18 protein-coding genes and 1 pseudogene are annotated in these 20,496 nt (G+C 61.0%); 15 read left to right on the top strand and 4 right to left on the bottom strand.

All coding sequences use genetic code 11. The features are described from left to right. The first annotated feature begins 63 nt into the window (after positions 1 to 63). Positions 64 to 282 carry a translation initiation factor IF-1 gene (gene infA / locus EGJ86_RS10245; RefSeq protein WP_002553999.1) on the top strand — a complete coding sequence of 73 codons (219 nt, stop codon included), beginning with the start codon at positions 64 to 66 and terminating at the stop codon, positions 280 to 282. 95 nt (positions 283 to 377) lie between these two features. Here the strand turns inward: infA and clpA are convergent, their stop codons facing one another. Together clpA and clpS are read right to left on the bottom strand one after the other, a co-directional pair. Further along, positions 378 to 2,648: an ATP-dependent Clp protease ATP-binding subunit ClpA gene (gene clpA / locus EGJ86_RS10240; RefSeq protein WP_099523948.1), complete on the bottom strand. Its 2,271-nt coding sequence runs from the start codon at positions 2,646 to 2,648 to the stop codon at positions 378 to 380. A gap of 29 nt (positions 2,649 to 2,677) precedes the next feature. After that, the gene (clpS, locus tag EGJ86_RS10235) at positions 2,678 to 3,040 is read right to left on the bottom strand and encodes an ATP-dependent Clp protease adapter ClpS (protein WP_003460431.1); all 363 of its coding nucleotides are present in this window, start codon (positions 3,038 to 3,040) and stop codon (positions 2,678 to 2,680) included. A gap of 230 nt (positions 3,041 to 3,270) precedes the next feature. On the opposite strand from clpS, the gene cspD reads away from it, so the two are divergent. Continuing rightward, the gene (cspD, locus tag EGJ86_RS10230) at positions 3,271 to 3,540 is read left to right on the top strand and encodes a cold shock domain-containing protein CspD (RefSeq protein WP_017360860.1); all 270 of its coding nucleotides are present in this window, start codon (positions 3,271 to 3,273) and stop codon (positions 3,538 to 3,540) included. 100 nt (positions 3,541 to 3,640) lie between these two features. On the opposite strand, the gene icd is transcribed toward cspD, so the two are convergent. Beyond that, the gene (gene icd, locus EGJ86_RS10225; protein ID WP_125835028.1) at positions 3,641 to 4,897 is read right to left on the bottom strand and encodes an NADP-dependent isocitrate dehydrogenase; all 1,257 of its coding nucleotides are present in this window, start codon (positions 4,895 to 4,897) and stop codon (positions 3,641 to 3,643) included. A 521-nt stretch (positions 4,898 to 5,418) separates the two neighbouring features. On the opposite strand from icd, the gene EGJ86_RS10220 reads away from it, so the two are divergent. Continuing rightward, positions 5,419 to 7,647, top strand: coding sequence for an NADP-dependent isocitrate dehydrogenase (locus EGJ86_RS10220; RefSeq protein WP_125835027.1), 2,229 nt, complete (start codon positions 5,419 to 5,421; stop codon positions 7,645 to 7,647). Positions 7,648 to 7,732: 85 nt separating this feature from the next. Then, entirely contained in the window at positions 7,733 to 8,170 is a 438-nt protein-coding gene (locus EGJ86_RS10215; RefSeq protein WP_125835026.1) for an NUDIX hydrolase, read from the top strand. A gap of 33 nt (positions 8,171 to 8,203) precedes the next feature. On the opposite strand, the gene EGJ86_RS10210 is transcribed toward EGJ86_RS10215, so the two are convergent. Beyond that, positions 8,204 to 9,571 carry a tripartite tricarboxylate transporter permease gene (locus EGJ86_RS10210; protein WP_125835025.1) on the bottom strand — a complete coding sequence of 456 codons (1,368 nt, stop codon included), beginning with the start codon at positions 9,569 to 9,571 and terminating at the stop codon, positions 8,204 to 8,206. On the opposite strand from EGJ86_RS10210, the pseudogene EGJ86_RS10205 reads away from it, so the two are divergent. The 11 genes and pseudogenes from EGJ86_RS10205 to EGJ86_RS10155 form a co-directional block, all read left to right on the top strand. After that, a pseudogene (locus tag EGJ86_RS10205) lies at positions 9,533 to 10,144 on the top strand (aminotransferase class I/II-fold pyridoxal phosphate-dependent enzyme); the annotation flags it as partial. The gene EGJ86_RS10210 and the pseudogene EGJ86_RS10205 sit on opposite strands and share 39 nt — an antisense overlap. An 87-nt stretch (positions 10,145 to 10,231) precedes the next feature. Beyond that, a complete protein-coding gene (gene mnmA, locus EGJ86_RS10200) occupies positions 10,232 to 11,344 on the top strand; it encodes a tRNA 2-thiouridine(34) synthase MnmA (RefSeq protein ID WP_125835024.1) in 1,113 nt (370 codons plus the stop codon). Beyond that, positions 11,341 to 11,961 carry a high frequency lysogenization protein HflD gene (gene hflD / locus EGJ86_RS10195; RefSeq protein ID WP_125835023.1) on the top strand — a complete coding sequence of 207 codons (621 nt, stop codon included), beginning with the start codon at positions 11,341 to 11,343 and terminating at the stop codon, positions 11,959 to 11,961. Before mnmA ends, hflD begins: the two co-directional genes overlap by 4 nt. 2 nt (positions 11,962 to 11,963) lie before the next feature. After that, entirely contained in the window at positions 11,964 to 12,827 is an 864-nt protein-coding gene (locus tag EGJ86_RS10190) for a DMT family transporter (RefSeq protein ID WP_125835022.1), read from the top strand. A gap of 148 nt (positions 12,828 to 12,975) precedes the next feature. Next, positions 12,976 to 14,346 (top strand): adenylosuccinate lyase, encoded by a 1,371-nt coding sequence (gene purB / locus EGJ86_RS10185; protein WP_125835021.1) that lies wholly within the window; start codon positions 12,976 to 12,978, stop codon positions 14,344 to 14,346. Between the two features lie 78 nt (positions 14,347 to 14,424). Next, positions 14,425 to 15,591, top strand: a complete 1,167-nt coding sequence (locus EGJ86_RS10180; protein ID WP_125835020.1) for a cupin domain-containing protein — start codon at positions 14,425 to 14,427, stop codon at positions 15,589 to 15,591. Further along, positions 15,584 to 16,009, top strand: coding sequence for a GNAT family N-acetyltransferase (locus EGJ86_RS10175; protein WP_125835019.1), 426 nt, complete (start codon positions 15,584 to 15,586; stop codon positions 16,007 to 16,009). Before EGJ86_RS10180 ends, EGJ86_RS10175 begins: the two co-directional genes overlap by 8 nt. Before the next feature lie 8 nt (positions 16,010 to 16,017). After that, positions 16,018 to 16,659, top strand: a complete 642-nt coding sequence (locus EGJ86_RS10170; RefSeq protein WP_125835018.1) for a histone acetyltransferase HPA2 — start codon at positions 16,018 to 16,020, stop codon at positions 16,657 to 16,659. Continuing rightward, positions 16,656 to 17,465, top strand: a complete 810-nt coding sequence (locus EGJ86_RS10165) for a secretin N-terminal domain-containing protein (protein ID WP_125835017.1) — start codon at positions 16,656 to 16,658, stop codon at positions 17,463 to 17,465. The genes EGJ86_RS10170 and EGJ86_RS10165 overlap by 4 nt, the downstream gene beginning before the upstream one ends. 560 nt (positions 17,466 to 18,025) lie before the next feature. After that, positions 18,026 to 19,621 carry an isocitrate lyase gene (locus EGJ86_RS10160; protein ID WP_125835016.1) on the top strand — a complete coding sequence of 532 codons (1,596 nt, stop codon included), beginning with the start codon at positions 18,026 to 18,028 and terminating at the stop codon, positions 19,619 to 19,621. Positions 19,622 to 19,773: 152 nt separating this feature from the next. Further along, positions 19,774 to 20,487: a hypothetical protein gene (locus EGJ86_RS10155; protein ID WP_256672405.1), complete on the top strand. Its 714-nt coding sequence runs from the start codon at positions 19,774 to 19,776 to the stop codon at positions 20,485 to 20,487. Positions 20,488 to 20,496 lie beyond the last annotated feature (9 nt).

Here is a 20,496-nt window from a genome sequence, read left to right as displayed (position 1 = left end):
ACGCCGCTTTTGCCTGGCGCCAGTTGCACCGGGCCATTTCCTGGATACCGAGGGCTTTACTGCATGTCGAAAGAAGACAGCTTCGAAATGGAAGGCACTGTCGTCGACACCCTGCCCAACACCATGTTCCGCGTGGAGTTGGAAAACGGGCACGTCGTTACCGCGCACATCTCCGGCAAGATGCGCAAGAACTACATCCGCATTCTCACTGGTGACAAGGTGCGTGTTGAGCTGACACCTTATGACTTGAGCAAAGGCCGCATTACCTACCGCGCCCGTTAAGCCAAGCACCAAACGAAAACGCCCGGCTTATGCCGGGCGTTTTCGTTGGCTCAGCGAAAGCCGCCAGGGCTTTCGCTGAGCGTGAGACCATTCGATCAGGCGACCTCTGCCGCCGTCTCGAACTCGAAGCTGGGCTCGCCATCCTTGATGTCGACGTGTACCACGCCGCCATGCTCGGCCAGCTCGCCGAAGAGGATTTCCTCTGCCAGCGGACGCTTGATCTTGTCCTGGATCAAACGCGCCATCGGTCGCGCACCCATCATCACATCGTAGCCGCGCTCGGCCAGCCAGCTGCGCGCCGCATCGCTGACTTCCAGCGTGACACGCTTGTCTTCCAGCTGCGCCTGCAGTTCGGTGAGGAACTTGTCGACGATGCTCTTGATGGTCTCGTGGCTCAGGCGACCGAACTGGATGATGGTATCCAGGCGGTTGCGGAACTCCGGCGTGAAGCTCTTCTTGATGACTTCCATGGCATCGGTGGAGTGATCCTGCTGGGTGAAACCGATCGAGGCACGCGAGGCGGTTTCCGCACCGGCGTTGGTGGTCATGATCAGGATCACGTTGCGGAAATCCGCCTTGCGCCCGTTGTTGTCGGTCAGCGTGCCGTGGTCCATCACCTGCAGCAGCAGGTTGAAGACTTCCGGATGCGCCTTCTCGATCTCATCGAGCAACAGCACGCAGTGCGGCTGCTTGGTGATCGCCTCGGTCAGCAGACCACCCTGGTCGAAACCGACATAACCGGGCGGCGCACCGATCAAACGCGACACGGTATGGCGCTCCATATACTCGGACATGTCGAAACGCACCAGCTCGATGCCCATGGCCTTGGCCAGTTGCCGTGCTGCTTCGGTCTTGCCCACGCCCGTGGGGCCGGCGAACAGGAAGGAGCCAACCGGCTTGTCCGGTGCCTTGAGGCCGGCCCGCGACAGCTTGATGGCGGTCGAGAGCGAATCGATGGCGGCATCCTGACCGAAAACGGTGAGCTTCAGGTCACGCTCCAGATTACGCAGCAGCTCCTTGTCGGAGCTCGATACGTGTTTTGGCGGAATTCGCGCGATCTTGGCGACGATGTCTTCGACCTGGGCGACCTCGATACGCGAAACCCGCTTGTCTTCCGGCTGCAGACGCTGGTAGGCACCCGCCTCGTCGATCACGTCGATGGCCTTGTCCGGCATGTGCCGGTCATTGATGTAGCGCGCGGCCAGCTCTGCCGCTGCACGCAGGGCCTCGTCGCTGTACTCGATGTGGTGATGCTGCTCGAAGCGCGCCTTGAGGCCCTTGAGAATACCGACGGTGTCCTCTACCGAAGGCTCGACCACGTCGACCTTCTGGAAGCGTCGCGCCAGCGCACGATCCTTCTCGAAGATGCCGCGGAACTCCTGGAAGGTGGTGGAACCGATGCAGCGAATCTCACCCGACGACAGCACTGGCTTGAGCAGGTTGGACGCATCCATGACCCCGCCCGACGCCGCGCCCGCACCAATGATGGTGTGGATCTCGTCGATGAAAAGGATGGCATGTGGACGCTTGCGCAGCTCATTGAGCAGCGCCTTGAAGCGCTTCTCGAAGTCGCCGCGATACTTGGTTCCGGCCAGCAGCGCACCGAGATCCAGCGAATACACCACGCTGTCGGCCAGCAGATCTGGCACCTGCTCGTCGACGATACGCTTGGCCAGACCTTCGGCGATGGCGGTCTTGCCGACACCGGCCTCGCCCACCAGAAGTGGGTTGTTCTTGCGACGACGCGCAAGGATCTGCGCAACGCGCTCGACTTCATGCTCACGCCCGACCAACGGGTCGATACGCCCCTGGCGGGCCAGCTCATTGAGATTGCTGGCGTAGGCATCCAGTGGATTGCTGGAGGTAGAGGACTCGCCGCCCTCCTCATCCTGCATCTCCTGATCGTTCTCGTGGTGATCACCGTGCCCCGGCACCTTGGAGATGCCATGGGCGATGTAGTTGACCACATCGATGCGGGCCACACTCTGCTGCTTGAGCAGGAACACGGCCTGGCTTTCCTGCTCGCTGAAGATCGCGACCAGCACGTTGGCGCCGGTCACTTCACGCTTGCCGGAACTCTGCACGTGGAAGACCGCGCGCTGCAGAACACGCTGAAAACCCAGGGTTGGCTGGGTTTCGCGGTCTTCATCGTGTTGAGGAATCAATGGCGTGGTGGAGTCGATGAACTCCTGCAAATCGTGGCGTAGCTTGTCGAGGTTGGCCCCACAGGCCCGCAGCACACTGGCGGCTGCCTCGTTGTCCAGCAAGGCGAGCAGCAGATGCTCGACCGTCATGAACTCATGACGCTTGGCACGGGCCTCCTTGAAAGCCAGATTGAGGGTGACTTCGAGCTCTCGATTCAACATAGCTTCACCTCATACCCAAGTGGCCGGCGTTAACCGTCCTTCTCTATTTCACAGAGTAGCGGATGCTGGCTCTCTCGCGCGTACTGGTTGACCTGCATTGCTTTGGTCTCCGCAATATCGCGGGTGTACACACCACATACCGCACGCCCTTCTGTATGGACGGCGAGCATGATCTTGGTTGCCAGCTCCCGGTTCATGCCGAAAAACGTTTCGAGCACTTCGACGACAAAATCCATCGGGGTGTAGTCGTCATTGAATAAGACCACCTTGTACATCGGTGGTGCCTGCAATGCAGGCTTGGATTCCTGAACAGCAATACCAGAGGAGTCATCCTCATGCTCTGCCGGGTGATCCTGATTGAATGTTAGTCGAATCTGGCTACTTGCATGCATGCTGAAATCAGAGGTTCAGGGCTGGGCGAACGGGGATGCTAGAGGGAGTTTGACTGAGTTCTCAGCCATCCGCCGTATAGCCTTGACTAACGGCAAAAGGGTGTTACAACAAATGAATACCCACTGGTGGGTATCAGGGATTCCACGCCTTCGCCCAGCCTGGTCGGTTATAGCGCGGAATGAAGTGGATGATACTCCAGAGATGGAGTCCTTTGCAGAGGGATATCAGCATGCTCAGCGGTAAGGTCAAGTGGTTCAACAACGCCAAAGGCTATGGATTCATCCTGGCCGACGGCCGAGATGAGGACCTGTTCGCCCACTACTCGGCCATCCAGATGGACGGTTATAAAACGCTCAAGGCCGGTCAGCCGGTCCGCTTCGAGATCGTGCAAGGCCCCAAAGGACTGCATGCGGTCAATATCAGCGCAGCCAGCGCCACTCAGGATGCCCCCGTGGCAGCCACCCAGACGCAAAGTATCGCGAGCACTGCCGAAGTCTGAGCATCCTGACCCACAGCTTCATCGAATACGAAGCACATGGATGTGCTGAACACGAAAAGGCCGGTCATTTGACCGGCCTTTTTTTCACACCTTAATCAGCCTACATATGGCTGATCATCGCATCGCCGAACTCGGAGCACGACATCAGCTTCGCACCCTCCATCAGACGTTCGAAGTCATAGGTCACGGTCTTCGCAGCGATGGCGCCGTTGGTGCCCTTGATGATCAGATCGGCCGCCTCGGCCCAACCCATGTGACGCAACATCATCTCTGCAGAGAGAATGACCGAGCCAGGGTTGACCTTGTCCTGGCCGGCGTATTTCGGCGCCGTGCCGTGAGTCGCCTCGAACATCGCCACGGAGTCGGACAGGTTGGCACCCGGCGCGATACCGATGCCACCGACTTCGGCCGCCAGAGCGTCGGACAGATAGTCGCCATTGAGGTTGAGCGTGGCGATCACGTCATATTCGGCCGGACGCAGCAGGATCTGCTGCAGCATGGCGTCGGCAATCACGTCCTTGACCACGATGTTCTTGCCGGTACGCGGGTTCTTGAACTGCATCCAAGGGCCGCCATCGAGCAGCTCGGCACCGAATTCGTCACGTGCGATTTCGTAACCCCACTCTTTGAAGGCACCTTCGGTGAATTTCATGATGTTGCCTTTGTGCACCAGGGTTACCGAACTGCGATCGTTGTCCACGGCGTACTGCAGCGCCTTGCGCACAAGGCGCTTGGTGCCAGCTTCGGAAACCGGCTTGATGCCGATGCCGCACATGTCGGTGAAGCGGATCTTCTTGACGCCCATTTCCTCGGTGAGGAACTTGATGACCTTCTCGGCTTCGGGGCTGCCAGCTTTCCATTCGACGCCGGCGTAGATGTCCTCAGAGTTCTCGCGGAAGATCACCATATCCACGTCGCCCGGCTTCTTCACTGGGCTGGGCACGCCTTCGAACCAGCGCACCGGGCGCAGACAGACATAAAGATCGAGTTCCTGACGCAAAGCCACGTTCAGTGAGCGGATGCCGCCACCAACTGGCGTGGTCAGCGGGCCTTTGATCGAAACCACGTAATCACGCACAGCTTCGAGGGTTTCTTTCGGCAGCCAGGTGTCCTGATCGTACACCTGAGTGGCCTTTTCGCCGGCATAAACTTCCATCCAGGAGATCTTGCGAGCGCCGCGGTAGGCTTTTTCGACGGCGGCGTCGACGACCTTGATCATCACCGGGGAAATATCGACGCCGATACCATCACCCTCGATGAAAGGGATGATCGGGTTGTTCGGAACAGTCAGCGACATATCGGCATTAACGGTGATTTTGTCACCGGTGGCTGGCACCTGGATCTTTTGGTATCCCATGCTGGACTCCATCTTGTGGTTAGGAGCCTGCCGAACTTGACACTGTTCTACTGCGGAAAAGCCGGATTGGTCATTTTCTCCGCTTTTTCTCGTCAAATAGCTGGCTATTCTTCTCGAAAATTCGAAAAAACTGCCTCAACCCGGGCTTTCCCTAGCAACGAACGGCCAAGCCCGCAAGGCTCCGACAGTGTGCATTCCCGAGAGTAGCGCAAAGCGTCCGGTGAAACATATGTGCAAAGGTCTTATTCAACTGGGCATTCTGCGGCGAGGTGCCGCAGTGGTATACTGCTTAGGTGACTAACGAGTCATAAGGGGTGACCTGTCTGGAACCAGGCAGCAACCTCTTGAAACCGGTAAACGGCAACCACTGTCTGCCGGCTCGAACTGCTCGACACTCTACGGGTGCATCCAACATCACCGCGGCGAGTCCTCGACCCGGCCCCGCCACCATGGGGCTCAAGCGCCTACCGGCGCAGGTCGAGTTTCTATGCGCGCTCAGCAAAGAAGAGAGTTAACCCTAAATGTCCACCCCTTCGAAGATCATCTACACCTTCACCGACGAAGCTCCGGCCCTTGCTACCTATTCGCTTCTGCCCATTGTAGAAGCCTTTGCCGCATCGGCTGACATCTCCGTTGAAACCCGCGACATCTCTCTTGCTGGACGGATCCTGGCAAGCTTTGCCGACCGCCTGGACGCCGACAAGCGCATCGATGACGACCTGGCCAAACTGGCCGAGCTGACTCTGCAGGCCGATGCCAACATCATCAAGTTGCCGAACATCAGCGCCTCCGTGCCTCAGCTCAAGGCCGCCATCGCCGAGCTGCAGGCCCAGGGCTACGGCATTCCCGATTTTCCGGAAGATCCGCAAAGCGAAGAAGACAAGGAAGTTCGCGCCCGCTACGCCAAGATCCTGGGCAGCGCCGTGAACCCGGTTCTGCGCGAAGGCAACTCCGACCGTCGCGCTCCGGCTGCGGTAAAAGCCTACGCACGCAAACATCCGCACAGCATGGGCAAGTGGAGCATGGCTTCGCAGTCCCACGCCGACTACATGCGCGGCGGCGACTTCTTCTCCAGCGAGCAGTCGATCACCATGGCCAAGGCCGGTGACGTGCGCATCGAATTCGTTGGCAAGGACGGCAAGGTCGAAGTGAAGAAACAACTCGCCCTGCAAGAAGGCGAAGTGTTCGACAGCATGTTCATGAGCTGCCGCAAGCTGCGTGATTTCTTCGAGAAGACCCTGCAAGACTGCAAGAACACCGGTGTGATGTGGTCCCTGCACGTCAAGGCGACCATGATGAAGGTCTCCCACCCGATCGTTTTCGGCCACGCCGTCAGCGTTTACTACAAGGACGTGTTCGACAAGTACGGCGACCTGTTCAAGGAGCTGGGCGTCAACCCGAACAACGGTATCAGCAGCGTCTACGACAAGATCAAGTCGCTGCCGGCCTCCCAGCAGGAAGAAATCCTGCATGACATCCACGAGGTTTATGCCCATCGCCCGGAAATGGCCATGGTCGACTCGGTCAAAGGCATTACCAACCTGCACATCCCGAGCGACGTCATCGTCGACGCCTCGATGCCGGCCATGATCCGCAACTCCGGTCAGATGTGGGGCAAGGATGGCAAGCAGAAAGACACCAAGGCCGTCATGCCTGAGAGCACCTACGCTCGCATCTATCAGGAAATGATCAACTTCTGCAAAACCAACGGCGCGTTCGACCCGACCACCATGGGCAGCGTGCCGAACGTCGGTCTGATGGCGCAGAAGGCCGAGGAATACGGCTCCCACGACAAGACCTTCGAAATGACCGCCGACGGTACCATGCGCGTCGTAGCTGCCGATGGCACCGTGCTGATGCAGCACGAAGTCGAAGCTGGCGACATCTGGCGTGCCTGCCAGACCAAGGACGCGCCGATCCGCGACTGGGTCAAGCTGGCCGTTACCCGCGCTCGTCAGTCCAACACCCCGGCCATCTTCTGGCTGGACCCGGAGCGCGCCCACGACCGCGAACTGCAGAAGAAGGTCGAGCTGTACCTCAAGGACCACGACCTGACCGGTCTGGACATCCGCATGATGGGCTACAACGAAGCCATCCGCGTGTCCATGGAGCGCATGATCCGCGGCCAGGACACCATCTCGGTAACCGGCAACGTACTGCGTGACTACCTCACCGACCTGTTCCCGATCATGGAACTGGGCACTTCGGCCAAGATGCTGTCCATCGTTCCGCTGATGGCCGGTGGCGGCATGTACGAAACCGGCGCCGGCGGCTCGGCTCCGAAACACGTACAACAGCTGGTCGAAGAGAACTACCTGCGCTGGGATTCCCTGGGCGAGTTCCTGGCCCTGGCCGTGTCGCTGGAAGAAACCGGCATCAAGACCAACAACGCCAAGGCCAAGGTACTGGGCAAGACCCTGGATCAGGCCACCGGCAAGCTGCTGGATAACAACAAGTCCCCGGCGCGCAAGGTCGGCGAGATCGACAACCGTGGCAGCCACTTCTACCTGGCGCTGTACTGGGCGCAAGCCCTGGCCGAGCAGAATGACAACGCAGAACTGAAAGCCCGCTTCGCCCCGCTGGCCAAGCAACTGACCGAGCAGGAAGCGACCATCGTTGGCGAACTGGCGGCCGTACAAGGCAAGCCGGCCGAAATCGGTGGTTACTACCGCTCCAACCCCGAGCTGACCAGCAAGGTGATGCGCCCGAGCGCTACCTTCAACGCCGCTCTGGCTGCACTGAATGCCTGATAAGGTTTGAGTGTAAAAAGAACCCCGGCCTGGTGCCGGGGTTCTTTATTTATGGATACAGTAAATAACCCCTGAGAGAGCAAAAATGGACTGGCAACCCCATATCACCGTGGCAACGGTGATCGAAAATGATGGCCGCTTCCTCTTCGTCGAAGAATTTAAGGCCGGCCGCATGGTGCTCAACCAACCCGCCGGGCACCTGGAGGCCGACGAATCACTATGCGAAGCCGCACTGCGCGAGACGCTCGAAGAAACCGGCTGGGAGGTGGAGCTCACCGCCTTGCTCGGCATCTATCTCTATACTGCGCCGAGCAATGGCGTGACCTATCAGCGCGTCTGCTTCATTGCCCGTCCCGTGCGCCATGACCCGGAGCGCGAGCTGGACGCCGACATCAGCGGCATCACCTGGCTGACGCGTGACGAGTTGGCCGACCAGCCCGAGCGCTGGCGCAGCGAGCTGGTGTTGCAATGCGTGGATGACTACCTGGCTGGCATCAGCGGACCGCTGGAGTTGCTGCGCTAACGCCAGAGGCACCGCTGAACCCGAGGTTGCCCCCTACCTCAACAACGCCAGCATGGCCGGTACGCTCAACACCGCCGTGTAGTACCCCATGAACTGCACGCCGATGTTGAACCCCAGGAAGCGCCCGAGGAAGCCACCGAGCAAGCCGATGGTGACGACCACCAGCACCCCGAGCAGGCCGCCCTCCCAGATCCCCACGACCAGTGCCAGGCCGATGAAGGTGGAAATGACCGCTTCGTGGCTGATCTTGCGAAACACGAAGGACGCAGCCCGATGGGCGAAGCTCATGGAAAAGGGATAGGCGATCAGGATGGCGACAACCACCGCCAACATGCCGTAACCGAAGAACTCCCAGTAGTTCAGCAGGTTGTGCAGGTTATTGACCTCGCCCGTCGCGCTGTCGACGGTAAACCGCGGCGGCGCATTGAACAGCGGCGCAGCCGGCCCGGCGGCGACCGGGCTGAGCGGCAGGCCGAAGGCGATCAGGGGGATCAGCGCTTCTGCAATGTAGGTCGACTCGGTTACGCCATTACGCGCGGTGATCACCGTGGTCAGCCGCTCGTATGCCTGCTTGATACGGGCACCGATCACCTCACCCATGATCACCGTCATGGCCACGGGGCTGAAGACGAAGGTGACACTGGCAGCCATCGCGGTCATCCGCCGCTGGCGCTTGTTGATCACCCGAAACGGATTAGGAAAGTAGCCCTTCCAGCCCTTCATGTCCGGAGCCAGGGAAAAGACGCGAAAGCCATCGCGACGCATCTTCTCGCGCTCGACCGGCGCCAGCAGCGAGAACAGCGAGGCGATCAGCGGCGCGACGGCAATGCCGAGGAAATAGCTGACGGCGAGCTTGACGTCGTACTGAGCTGTCAGCGTCTGCAAGGCCACGATGACCAGCACGAACGGCAACAGCGCCAGTATCGAAGCCCAACGACCCGCCGAGAAGTAAGCGATGGCAAAGGCAGCGCAGAGAAAAACCCAGGGCGCGAACTGCTTGATCACATCGCCGAATGGCGCCAGCAACACCGCGAACAGCACCGATAACGGCACTGCGATCAGCGCGGCCATTGCGCCACCGGTGATCATCTTGCGCAAGGCCACATGAGGCACGCCGAGTCGGCGCAAGTAGTTGGCGTCGCCGATGAGCGCCGTCGCCATGGTGTCACCGGGAATCCCCAGCAACGCGGTGGGAACGGCGTGGGTCATATGCTTGGCGACCGCACCTGCCAGAAAGAAGGTGAGAATACCGGCCGGCGGCGCACCTAGCATCACCACCAACATGGTCAAGGGTGCCAGGGTCGTGGTTTCATCGGTTCCTGAAACCAAGCCAATGGCCGAGAACAGCACCGCACCGAACAAGCCAAGCGCCAACGCCAGCTGCAGCTTGCGGAAGCGCATGACCTGTTGCTGGTGGAAAACGACGCCATGGCTGACTTCAAGCCCAGCTCGGCGATAAAGCTGACGGCCCTGGACCAGTCCGAGCGCACCCTCTACCTGGGCAGTTTTTCCAAATCGATTTCAGCCGCTTTGCGCGTCGGCTTCATTGCCGGCAGCAAAAAACGCATCGAGGAACTGGCCGACCTGAAGATGCTGCTGCACAACAGCGGCGCCGAGTACAGTGAGCGCACCATCGATGTGATCCTCGCCGACGGGCACTTCCTGCGTCATCTGTCGCGCCTTCAGGAGCGCTTGCGCGCCGCCACGCAACGCGGCCTGGAAGTACTCGATGGTCTGGGTGCCGAGGTGTTCTGTCGCCCCGAACAGAGCCTCTATCTGTGGGCTCGTTTTCCCGGAGCCGATGATGCCAACACCCTCACCCGCCAATGCCTGAGTCAGGGCGTGATGCTTGCTCCAGGCTCGATCTTCGCAGTCGACCGGCAGATGCCCGTGGCCTGGACGCGGCTCAATGTCGCCTACCTGGATGACCCGGCCTTTCGCCGCAGCCTCACACACCTGGGGCTGGCGCGATAACCTCGCCCGCCTCCTCGCCTGCGCACTGAACGGGCGCGGTCTTTCTGGTAGACTCGGCAGCTTTTCAGGCTTCACTCGCAGACTCCCATGCAAGCACCTAGCACCCAACGCGTGATCGTCGGCATGTCCGGCGGCGTCGATTCGTCCGTTTCCGCCCTGCTGCTGATGGAACAGGGTTACCAGGTCGAAGGCCTGTTCATGAAGAACTGGGACGAAGACGACGGCACCGAATACTGCACCGCCATGGACGACCTGGCCGACGCCCAGGCCGTATGCGACCGCATCGGCATCAAGCTGCACACTGCCAACTTCGCCGCCGAGTACTGGGACAATGTGTTCGAGCACTTCCTCGCCGAATACAAGGCCGGCCGTACGCCGAACCCGGACATCCTGTGCAACCGCGAAATCAAGTTCAAAGCCTTCCTCGACTATGCCCTGTCGCTCGGTGCCGACCTGATTGCCACCGGTCACTATGTGCGTCGCCGCGACATCGATGGCCGTACGGAGCTGCTCAAGGGCCTGGACCCGAACAAGGACCAGAGCTATTTCCTGCACGCCGTCGGCGGCGAGCAGATCGCCAAGACCCTGTTCCCGGTTGGCGAGCTGGAAAAGCCGCAGGTACGCGCCATCGCCGAGAAATACGAGCTGGCCACGGCGAAGAAGAAGGACTCCACCGGCATCTGCTTCATCGGTGAGCGTCGCTTCAGTGACTTTCTCAAACAATACCTGCCGGCTCAGCCAGGCGACATCGAGACCACCGAGGGCCAGATCATCGGTCGTCATCATGGCCTGATGTACCACACCATCGGCCAGCGCCAGGGCCTTGGCATCGGCGGTCTCAAGGGCGCCAGCGATGATCCCTGGTACGTGTTGCGCAAGGACCTGACACGTAACGTACTGGTCGTCGGCCAGGGCAACGAACATCCCTGGTTGTTCTCCCGCGCCCTGCTCGCTTCGGACATTTACTGGGTCAACCCAGTGGACCTGAGCAGCCCGCGCCGCCTGACCGCCAAGGTGCGCTATCGCCAGAGTGACCAGCACTGCACCCTGGAGAAGACCGAGACCGGCTATCGCGCCGTGTTCGACGAGCCGCAGCGCGCCGTCACTCCGGGCCAGTCCGTGGTGTTCTATGACGGCGAGGTGTGCCTGGGTGGTGGCGTGATCGAAACCGCAGAAGCCTGGTACGAGGACGCCCAATGAGTCCGCTGCAGGAGCAACTGGTCGCCCTCGGCGCCGTATTCGAAGCAGCAGTGCTGGCCGACAAGATCGCCCGTACCGGCCAGGTCAGCGAAGCCTCGATGGGCTGCATGCTCGGCAGCCTGCTGGTACGCGATCCGAAAAGCACGCTGGACGTCTACGGCGGTGACGATCTCAACCTGCGCGACGGTTATCGTGCACTGATCAGCTCGCTGGAGCGCAATCCATCCGCCCTGCAGCGCGAACCGCTGCGCTATGCACTGGCGATGGTCGGCCTGGAGCGCCAACTGGACAAGCGCAGCGACATGCTGCAGGTGATGGGCAGTCGCCTCGACCAGATCCAGCAACAGGTCGAGCATTTCGGCCTGGTCCATGACAACGTCATCGCTGCGTGCGGCGGCCTTTACCAGGACACCATCAGCACCTTCCGTCAGCGTATCCAGGTGCATGGCGACATGCGCTTCCTGCAGCAACCGAACAACGCCGCGAAGATCCGCGCCCTGCTGCTCGCTGGCATTCGCTCGGCGCGCCTGTGGCGCCAGCTCGGCGGCCACCGCTGGCAGTTGGTGTTCAGCCGCAGCAAACTGCTCAAAGAACTCTACGAACTGACGCGAAACTGACCATGGAACCCGCCAGCCGCAGCGTAAAACCCCTACAGGGTGCCCTGCTGCTGGCGCTCTCGGCGCTGCTGTTCGCTTTTACCGGCGTCGGCATCCGCGAGATATCCAGCAGCGTCAACAACGAGTCGGTGGTGTTCTTTCGCAACCTGGTCGGCGTGTTGTTCTTCCTGCCCCTGCTGCTGGTGCGCGGCGTTCGCCCACTACGCACGACACGCCTGAAGTCCCATCTATGGCGCACCACCTACGGCCTGGCGGCGATGTACTGCTTCTTCTACGCCATCGCCCACCTGCCATTGGCCGATGCCATGCTGTTCACCTACTCGGCGCCGGTGTTCACCCCGCTGATCGCACACATCTGGCTGAAGGAGCCGCTGACTCGACGCATGCTGATCAGCAGCCTGATCGGCTTGTGCGGTGTACTGCTGGTGGCCAAGCCCAGCACCGCCCTGTTCGAGGGGCCCGCCCTGTTTGGCCTGGCCGCCAGCCTGCTGGCGGCCTTCGCCTTCGTCTCCATCCGTGAAATGAGCGACAGCGAACCAGCAACGCGCATCGTCTTCTATTTTTCGCTGTTCAGCGCGCTGTTCTCCGCCATCCCGCTGACCTGGAGCTGGCAGCCACTGGATACCACGCAACTAAGTTGGCTGCTGGGCATCGGCCTGCTGGCCACCGCCAGCCAGGTGATCATGTCGCGTGCCTACGGCCTGGCGCCGCCCGGGCTGATTGGGCCGGTCGCCTACCTGGCCATCGTCTTCGCCGGCATCATCGCCTGGCTGCTCTGGGGCGAGACGCCAGACACCCTGTCACTGCTCGGCGCAGCGCTGATCTTTGCCGCCAGTCTGTTATCGGTCGCACGACGCAGGACATAGGCGGTCACGTGCCGGTTTTCATGTATGATATGCGCCCTTTTCGCCAGAGGTCGTCCAGGCACCTGAGCTAGCGCCCGCTTCAATGAAGCAGGCACGACGCGCAGCGACCCCGGATGGCTTTTCAGCCCGACAGCTCGAGAACGCCTACATGCAGCTTTCCTCGCTCACCGCGGTTTCCCCCGTCGACGGCCGCTACGCCGGCAAAACCAGCGCCCTGCGCCCTATCTTCAGCGAATACGGTCTGATCCGTAGCCGCGTACTGGTCGAAGTGCGCTGGCTGCAGCGCCTGGCCGCTCACGAGGGCATCCCGGAAGTCGCGCCCTTCTCCGCCGAAGCCAACGCCCTGCTCAACGAGCTGGCCGAGAACTTCGCCGTCGAGCATGCCGAGCGCGTCAAGGAAATCGAGCGTACCACCAACCACGACGTCAAGGCCGTGGAGTACCTGCTCAAGGAACAGGCAGCCAAGCTTCCGGAGCTGGACAAGGTCAGCGAGTTCATCCACTTCGCCTGCACCAGCGAGGACATCAACAACCTGTCCCACGCCCTGATGCTACGTGAAGGCCGTGACAGCGTGCTGCTGCCGCTGATGAAACAACTGGCAGGCGCCATTCGTGAACTGGCAGTGAAGTTCGCTGACGTGCCGATGCTCTCGCGCACCCACGGCCAGCCGGCTTCGCCGACTACCCTGGGCAAGGAACTGGCCAACGTCGTCCACCGTCTGGAGCGTCAGATCGCTCAGGTCGCGGCCGTGCCGCTGCTGGGCAAGATCAATGGCGCCGTGGGCAACTACAACGCCCACCTGTCGGCCTACCCGAGCATCGACTGGGAAGCCAACGCGCGTCAGTTCATCGAAGGTGACCTGGGCCTGACCTGGAACCCCTACACCACCCAGATCGAGCCGCACGACTACATCGCCGAGCTGTTCGACGCCATCGCTCGCTTCAACACCATCCTGATCGACTTCGACCGCGACGTCTGGGGCTACATCTCCCTCGGTTACTTCAAGCAGAAGACCGTGGCTGGCGAGATCGGCTCCTCGACCATGCCGCACAAGGTCAACCCGATCGACTTCGAAAACTCCGAAGGCAACTTGGGCATCGCCAACGCAATCTTCCAGCACCTGGCCAGCAAACTGCCGATCTCCCGCTGGCAGCGTGACCTGACCGACTCCACCGTGCTGCGTAACCTGGGTGTCGGCTTCGCTCACAGCGTCATCGCTTACGAAGCCAGCCTCAAGGGAATCAGCAAGTTGGAGCTCAATGCTCAGAAAATTGCTGAAGATCTGGACGCGTGCTGGGAAGTGCTCGCCGAGCCGATCCAGACCGTCATGCGCCGCTACGCCATCGAGAACCCGTACGAGAAGCTCAAGGAATTGACCCGCGGCAAAGGCATCAGCGCCGAAGCCCTGCAAACTTTCATCGACGGCCTGGACATGCCAGCCGCCGCCAAGGAAGAACTCAAGCAACTGACCCCGGCGCGCTACATCGGTAACGCCGTGGCCCAGGCCAAGCGGATCTAAGCGCGATCAGCCTCGAGGACGCCCGGCTGAGCCGGGCGTTTTTGTTTTAAGGTTTTTATCTATTTCAAGGGCTTACTGATGAATCCTGATACTCCGCTGCAATTGCTGGGTGGCCTCACAGCCCGCGAATTCTTACGCGACTACTGGCAGAAGAAGCCGCTGCTGGTGCGCCAGGCGATCCCGGACTTCGAAAGCCCGATCAGCCCGGACGAACTGGCCGGCCTGGCACTGGAAGAGGAAGTCGAATCGCGCCTGGTGATCGAGCACGGCGAGCGCCCCTGGGAGCTGCAGCGCGGCCCGTTCAACGAGGACACCTTCCAGGACCTGCCCGAGCGCGACTGGACCCTGCTGGTACAAGCCGTCGACCAGTTCGTCCCGGAAGTGGCCGAACTGCTGGAAGACTTCAAATTTCTGCCCAAGTGGCGCATCGACGATCTGATGATCAGCTTCGCTGCTCCCGGCGGCGGCGTCGGCCCGCATTTCGACAACTACGACGTATTCCTGCTGCAGGCGCATGGCCATCGCCGCTGGCAAATTGGCCAGATGTGCGATGCCGACAGCCCGCTGCTCCCCCACGCCGATCTGAAGATCCTGGCTCAATTCGAACCAACCGATGAATGGGTGCTGGCACCCGGCGACATGCTCTACCTGCCGCCCTGCCTCGCCCACTGTGGCACCGCTGAGGATGATTGCATGACCTATTCCGTGGGCTTCCGCGCGCCGAGCGCCGCCGAAGTACTGACCCATTTCACTGATTTCCTCGGCCAGTTCCTGCCCGACGAAGAGCGTTACAGCGATGCCGACATCCAGCCGAGCGAGGATCCCAACCAGATCCAGCGCGACGCCCTGGAGCGCCTCAAGGCGCTGCTCAACGAGCACATGAGTGACGAACGTCTGCTGATGACCTGGTTCGGCCAGTTCATGACCGAGCCCAAGTACCCGGAGCTGGTCGCCGGCATCGAGATCGAGGAGGAAGACTTCCTCGGCGCCCTGGAAGATGGCGCGATCCTGATCCGCAACCCCAGCGCGCGCATGGCCTGGTCGGAAGTCGGTGAAGACCTGGTGCTGTTCGCCAGCGGCCAGAGTCGCCTGGTTTCGGCCCGCCTGCGTGAGCTGCTGAAGCTGATCTGCAGCGCCGATGCGTTACATGTGGAAAACCTCGGCGCCTGGCTGGCCGACGACGAGGGGCGTACTCTGCTGTTGGAACTGGTCAAACAAGGCAGCCTGGGATTTGCCGATGAGTGAGATCACTGTCCGTGTCGCGGACTGGCATAGGGACAATGCCGAGCTTCGTCGTATCCGCGACAGCGTTTTCGTCGCCGAGCAATCGGTGCCGCCGGAACTGGAGTGGGACGCCGAAGATACCGACGCCGTGCATTTTCTTGCCGAGGAAGGCGATTACCCGGTTGGCACCGCACGTCTGCTGCCCGACGGCCATATCGGTCGCGGGGCGGTGCTCAAGGACTGGCGCGGCCTCAAGGTCGGCGAGAAACTGATGCAGGCGGTAATCGCCGAAGCGGAAAAACGCGGCCTGCATCAGCAAATGCTCACCGCTCAGGTGCACGCGACGCCGTTCTATGAAAGGCTAGGCTTCAGGATTGTCAGCGACGAGTACCTCGACGCCGGCATACCGCACGTGGATATGGTGCGCACCAGCCAGTAGAGAGCAAGATGAACGACAAAGACGCCCCGGTCGAACCGATCGATAAGCCAGATCCCATTGAACTGGCGGCCATCGAATTCGAGTCGCCGGGGCGTTTTGCCGTGCATAACCCCGACCCCATCACGCCAGATGCGGCACAGTGGGAGCCGGCCCCGTTCATACTTGGTCAGCACGAGCGCCTGGAGCGCTTCAGCCAGCCACAGCAGGCTCGCGCCCACATCCTGGCGTTGATCCAACAGGCCCAGCGCAGCCTGTGCCTGTACAGCGATGACCTGGAGCCCTGGCTCTATCACCACAGCAGTGTGCAGCAGGCATGCACCCGGTTCCTGCTGAGCAGCCCACGAGCGCGCCTGCGTATCCTGCTGCGCGACCCGACTCGCGCCGTGAAGGAAGGCCATCGTCTGCTCGCTCTGTCACGCCGACTGTCGTCCAACCTGCATATCCGCAAGCTTCATCCGGACTACGCCAACGAGGAGCTGGCCTACCTGATTGCCGATGACAGAGGCCTGTTCCTGCGGCCTGAACTCGATCAACAATCCGGCTACGCCCTGTACAACGATCCGGCGCGCGTGCGCCAACGCCAAACCCAGTTCGAACAGGCCTGGGATACCAGCATCACCGACCCTGATCTGCGGAGCTTTCTGCTATGACCCTGCGCACGCTGTTCGCCGCCCTGCTTCTCGGCCTGTGCCTGCCGCTGCAAGCGGCCACCGAGGTAATCCCACTTAATTACCGCACTGCCGATGACGTACTCGGCGTGGTGCAGTCGATGCTCGGCAACGAGGGCAAGGTCAGCGCCTATGGCAACCAACTGATCGTCAATGCGTCACCGGCCAAGATCGGTGAAGTGCGCGTGTTGTTGCAGCAACTCGACACCCGCCCGCGTCGCCTCCTGATCACGGTGGAGAGCGCCGACAGCAATTACCAGAACGACCGCGGCTATCGCGTCGATGGCACGCTCAGTGCCGGCAATGCCGAAGTACAGGTCGGCCGCGGCGAAGTGAACGGTCGCGACCAGGTGCGCATCATCCGCCGCAGCACCGACAGCCGTGGCGGCGGCACCCAGCAGGTACAGACTACCGAGGGCTACCCGGCGCTGATCCAGGTGGGCCAGAGCGTGCCGCTGACCACCACCAGTACCGGTCCTTACGGCCAGGTCTACCAGGATACCCAGTACCGCGACGTGACCCGCGGCTTCTACGTAACGGCCAGCCTCTCTGGCGAACTGGTCCACGTTGCCATCAGCAGCCAACGCGATCGCGTCAGCAACAGCCACCCCGGCGTGATCGATGTGCAAAGCACCGATACCCGCGTCAGCGGCCGACTCGGCGAGTGGATTACCCTGGGTGGCGTCAGCGAGGAAACCAGCTCCAGCGGCCGTGACGTGTTGCGCCGACACACTACCCAGGGCCGCGAGGACATGTCGCTGCGCCTGAAGGTCGAAGCGATCGACTGACACCCCGACCAAAGTCGAATGCCTTTCCCTCGCAAGAACGATGGACAACTCAGGCAGCCCGCGAAATGCCTGAAACGCCCATCCCATGGGCTGCCGAGCGTGACCAGCCAGTCGTCTACTGAATATGTAGTAGTTTTAAAAAACCACTACAAAACGTTTGACGAAGCATTTTCCCAGAGGCATGATGGCCTCGCTCCCGCTAGCCAGGGGTCCTGAAAAGGATCTCCAGACCGCCCGCGAAGTACTTCGCAACGGTCCGTGTCCCAACAGCCCACAAGGCCGTACGACGAGGTTGCGACTGGAACGAAGTTGTCCTGAGGGACGGGGAAGCGTTTAGCGTCAGACAGATCGAAAGCCCAGCAGGTGCCCAAGGTTTCCACGAGCCAACCGGCCCACGCCAAGCGCCCGAACTGTTCGCCACATCCCCCCCTCCTCGCGGTCAATCCTCGCCCCAGCCGTATTCTCGCCGTCAAAGTGGAAGCCTCCCGCAGCCGCTGCATCCGTGCACGCATTGCGTGGGTAGTCGGTGCTCAACCAACACATTTTTTGAAGGATTGACCATGTCCGCATATCAAAACGACATCAAGGCTGTAGCCGCTCTGAAAGAGAAGTTCGGCAGCAGTTGGAGCGCTATCAACCCCGAGTCCGTCGCCCGTATGCGCGCTCAGAACCGCTTCAAGACCGGTCTGGAAATCGCTCAGTACACCGCTGACATCATGCGCAAGGACATGGAAGAGTACGACGCCGACTCCTCCGTCTACACCCAGTCGCTGGGTTGCTGGCACGGCTTCATCGGTCAGCAGAAGCTGATCTCGATCAAGAAGCACCTGAAGACCACCAACAAGCGCTACCTCTACCTGTCCGGCTGGATGGTCGCTGCTCTGCGCTCGGACTTCGGCCCGCTGCCGGACCAGTCGATGCACGAGAAGACTGCCGTCTCCGACCTGATCGAAGCGCTGTACACCTTCCTGCGTCAGGCCGACAGCCGCGAACTGGATCTGCTGTTCACCGCCCTGGACGCTGCTCGTGCAGCTGGCGACCAGGCCAAGGCTGCCGAGATCCAGAACCAGATCGACAACCACGAAACTCACATCGTGCCGATCATTGCCGACATCGACGCTGGTTTCGGTAACCCGGAAGCTACCTACCTGCTGGCCAAGCGCATGATCGAAGCCGGTGCTTGCTGCATCCAGATCGAGAACCAGGTTTCCGACGAGAAGCAGTGCGGCCACCAGGACGGTAAAGTGACCGTTCCTCACGCTGACTTCCTCGCCAAGATCGCTGCTGTTCGCTACGCCTTCCTCGAGCTGGGCATCGACAACGGCGTGATCGTTGCACGTACCGACTCCCTGGGTGCCGGCCTGACCAAGCAGATCGCCGTAACCAACGAGCCGGGCGACCTGGGCGACCTGTACAACAGCTTCCTCGATTGCGAAGAAGTGTCCGCTGCCGATCTGGGCAACGGCGACGTCGTGATCAACCGCGGCGGCAAGCTGCTGCGTCCGAAGCGTCTGCCGTCCAACCTGTTCCAGTTCCGCGCTGGCACCGGCGAAGCCCGCTGCGTACTGGACTGCATCACCAGCCTGCAGAACGGCGCCGCCCTGCTGTGGATCGAGACCGAGAAGCCGCACGTTGGCCAGATCAAAGCCATGGTTGACCGCATCCGTGAAGTCATCCCGAATGCCAAGCTGGTGTACAACAACAGCCCGTCCTTCAACTGGACGCTGAACTTCCGTCAGCAGGTGTTCGACGCCATGGTTGCCGAAGGCAAGGACGTTTCCGCCTACGACCGCGCCAAGCTGATGAGCGTCGAGTACGACGAGACCGAATTGGCCCAGGTTGCCGACGAGAAGATCCGCACCTTCCAGCGCGATGGTTCGGCCCACGCCGGCATCTTCCACCACCTGATCACCCTGCCGACCTACCACACTGCCGCACTGTCCACCGACAACCTGGCCAAGGGCTACTTCGCCGATCAGGGCATGCTGGCCTACGTGAAAGGCGTGCAGCGTCAGGAACTGCGTCAGGGTATCGCCTGCGTCAAGCACCAGAACATGGCTGGCTCCGACATCGGCGACAACCACAAGGAGTACTTCGCTGGCGAAGCCGCTCTGAAGGCGAGCGGTAAAGACAACACCATGAACCAGTTCCACTAAGAACGGTTCACCTGCTGCGGACCACGCATCCGCAGCAGCCTGTTTGCCTAATCCGCCCCGGCTTGCCGGGGCTTTTTTTCGTCTGCGTTTATTGTCCAGGCAAACCGGTCTTTCAGCTCCTAAGCTCAAATGACGCCTCCTGGAACCTGCCTATGCCCTCGCCTCGTTACGCCCTGCTATTGGGCAGTTGCCTTCTGATCGGCAGCGCAACCCTGACCTGGTACTGGCAACGCCCCGCGATTGAAGAACGCCTCAGCCTCGAGCCCGAGCATCTGCCGACACCTCAAGCCGCGCAAGCCAGCCCGACGCCTGCATCGTCGCCCCTCAGCACGGAGCAGCTGCAACTACTGGCCCGCCCGGAAATCCAGCAACAGGAACAACGCCTGGGATTTCATCAGCGCTATAGAGACTTCATCGAGCACGCAAAACAGCTCGACGCCGAAAAGCGCGAAGCACAGGCGGAGGACCTGAGCAAAGGGCTCGATGCGATGGAGCAGCGAGGCGAGCTTGCATTGAGCGAGGCCCTGTTGCTGCAGATTGCCCTGATCAAGGCCGTCAGCGAGGACGAGGCCGAGCAGAAAAGGCGCGCCGAAGCGCTGATCAAGCGCTATCAGGTCATCAGTGCAGAGCGCGAAGCCAGATTGGAGCAGCAGCCTGACCCCAACTTCGAGCGCTACAAGGCCGAGGAAAAACGCATCGTCGAGGAGGTGCTCGAACTGCAGAACATCCCCGATGGACTCACACGCGACCAATATCTACGACAACGCCTGCAAGAGGCCCGCGAGCGCAATTACCGACGAGGGTGTGCAGAATTTTGTGTAACCGGGGCTTGGGTTACTGCTGCGGCAGCCTGTCTTCGTAACTGATCGTAAAGC

It is taken from the genome of Pseudomonas sp. o96-267 (genome assembly GCF_003935465.1).
Classification (GTDB): domain Bacteria; phylum Pseudomonadota; class Gammaproteobacteria; order Pseudomonadales; family Pseudomonadaceae; genus Aquipseudomonas; species Aquipseudomonas sediminis.
This window is presented reverse-complemented; position numbering and strand designations above follow the sequence as displayed.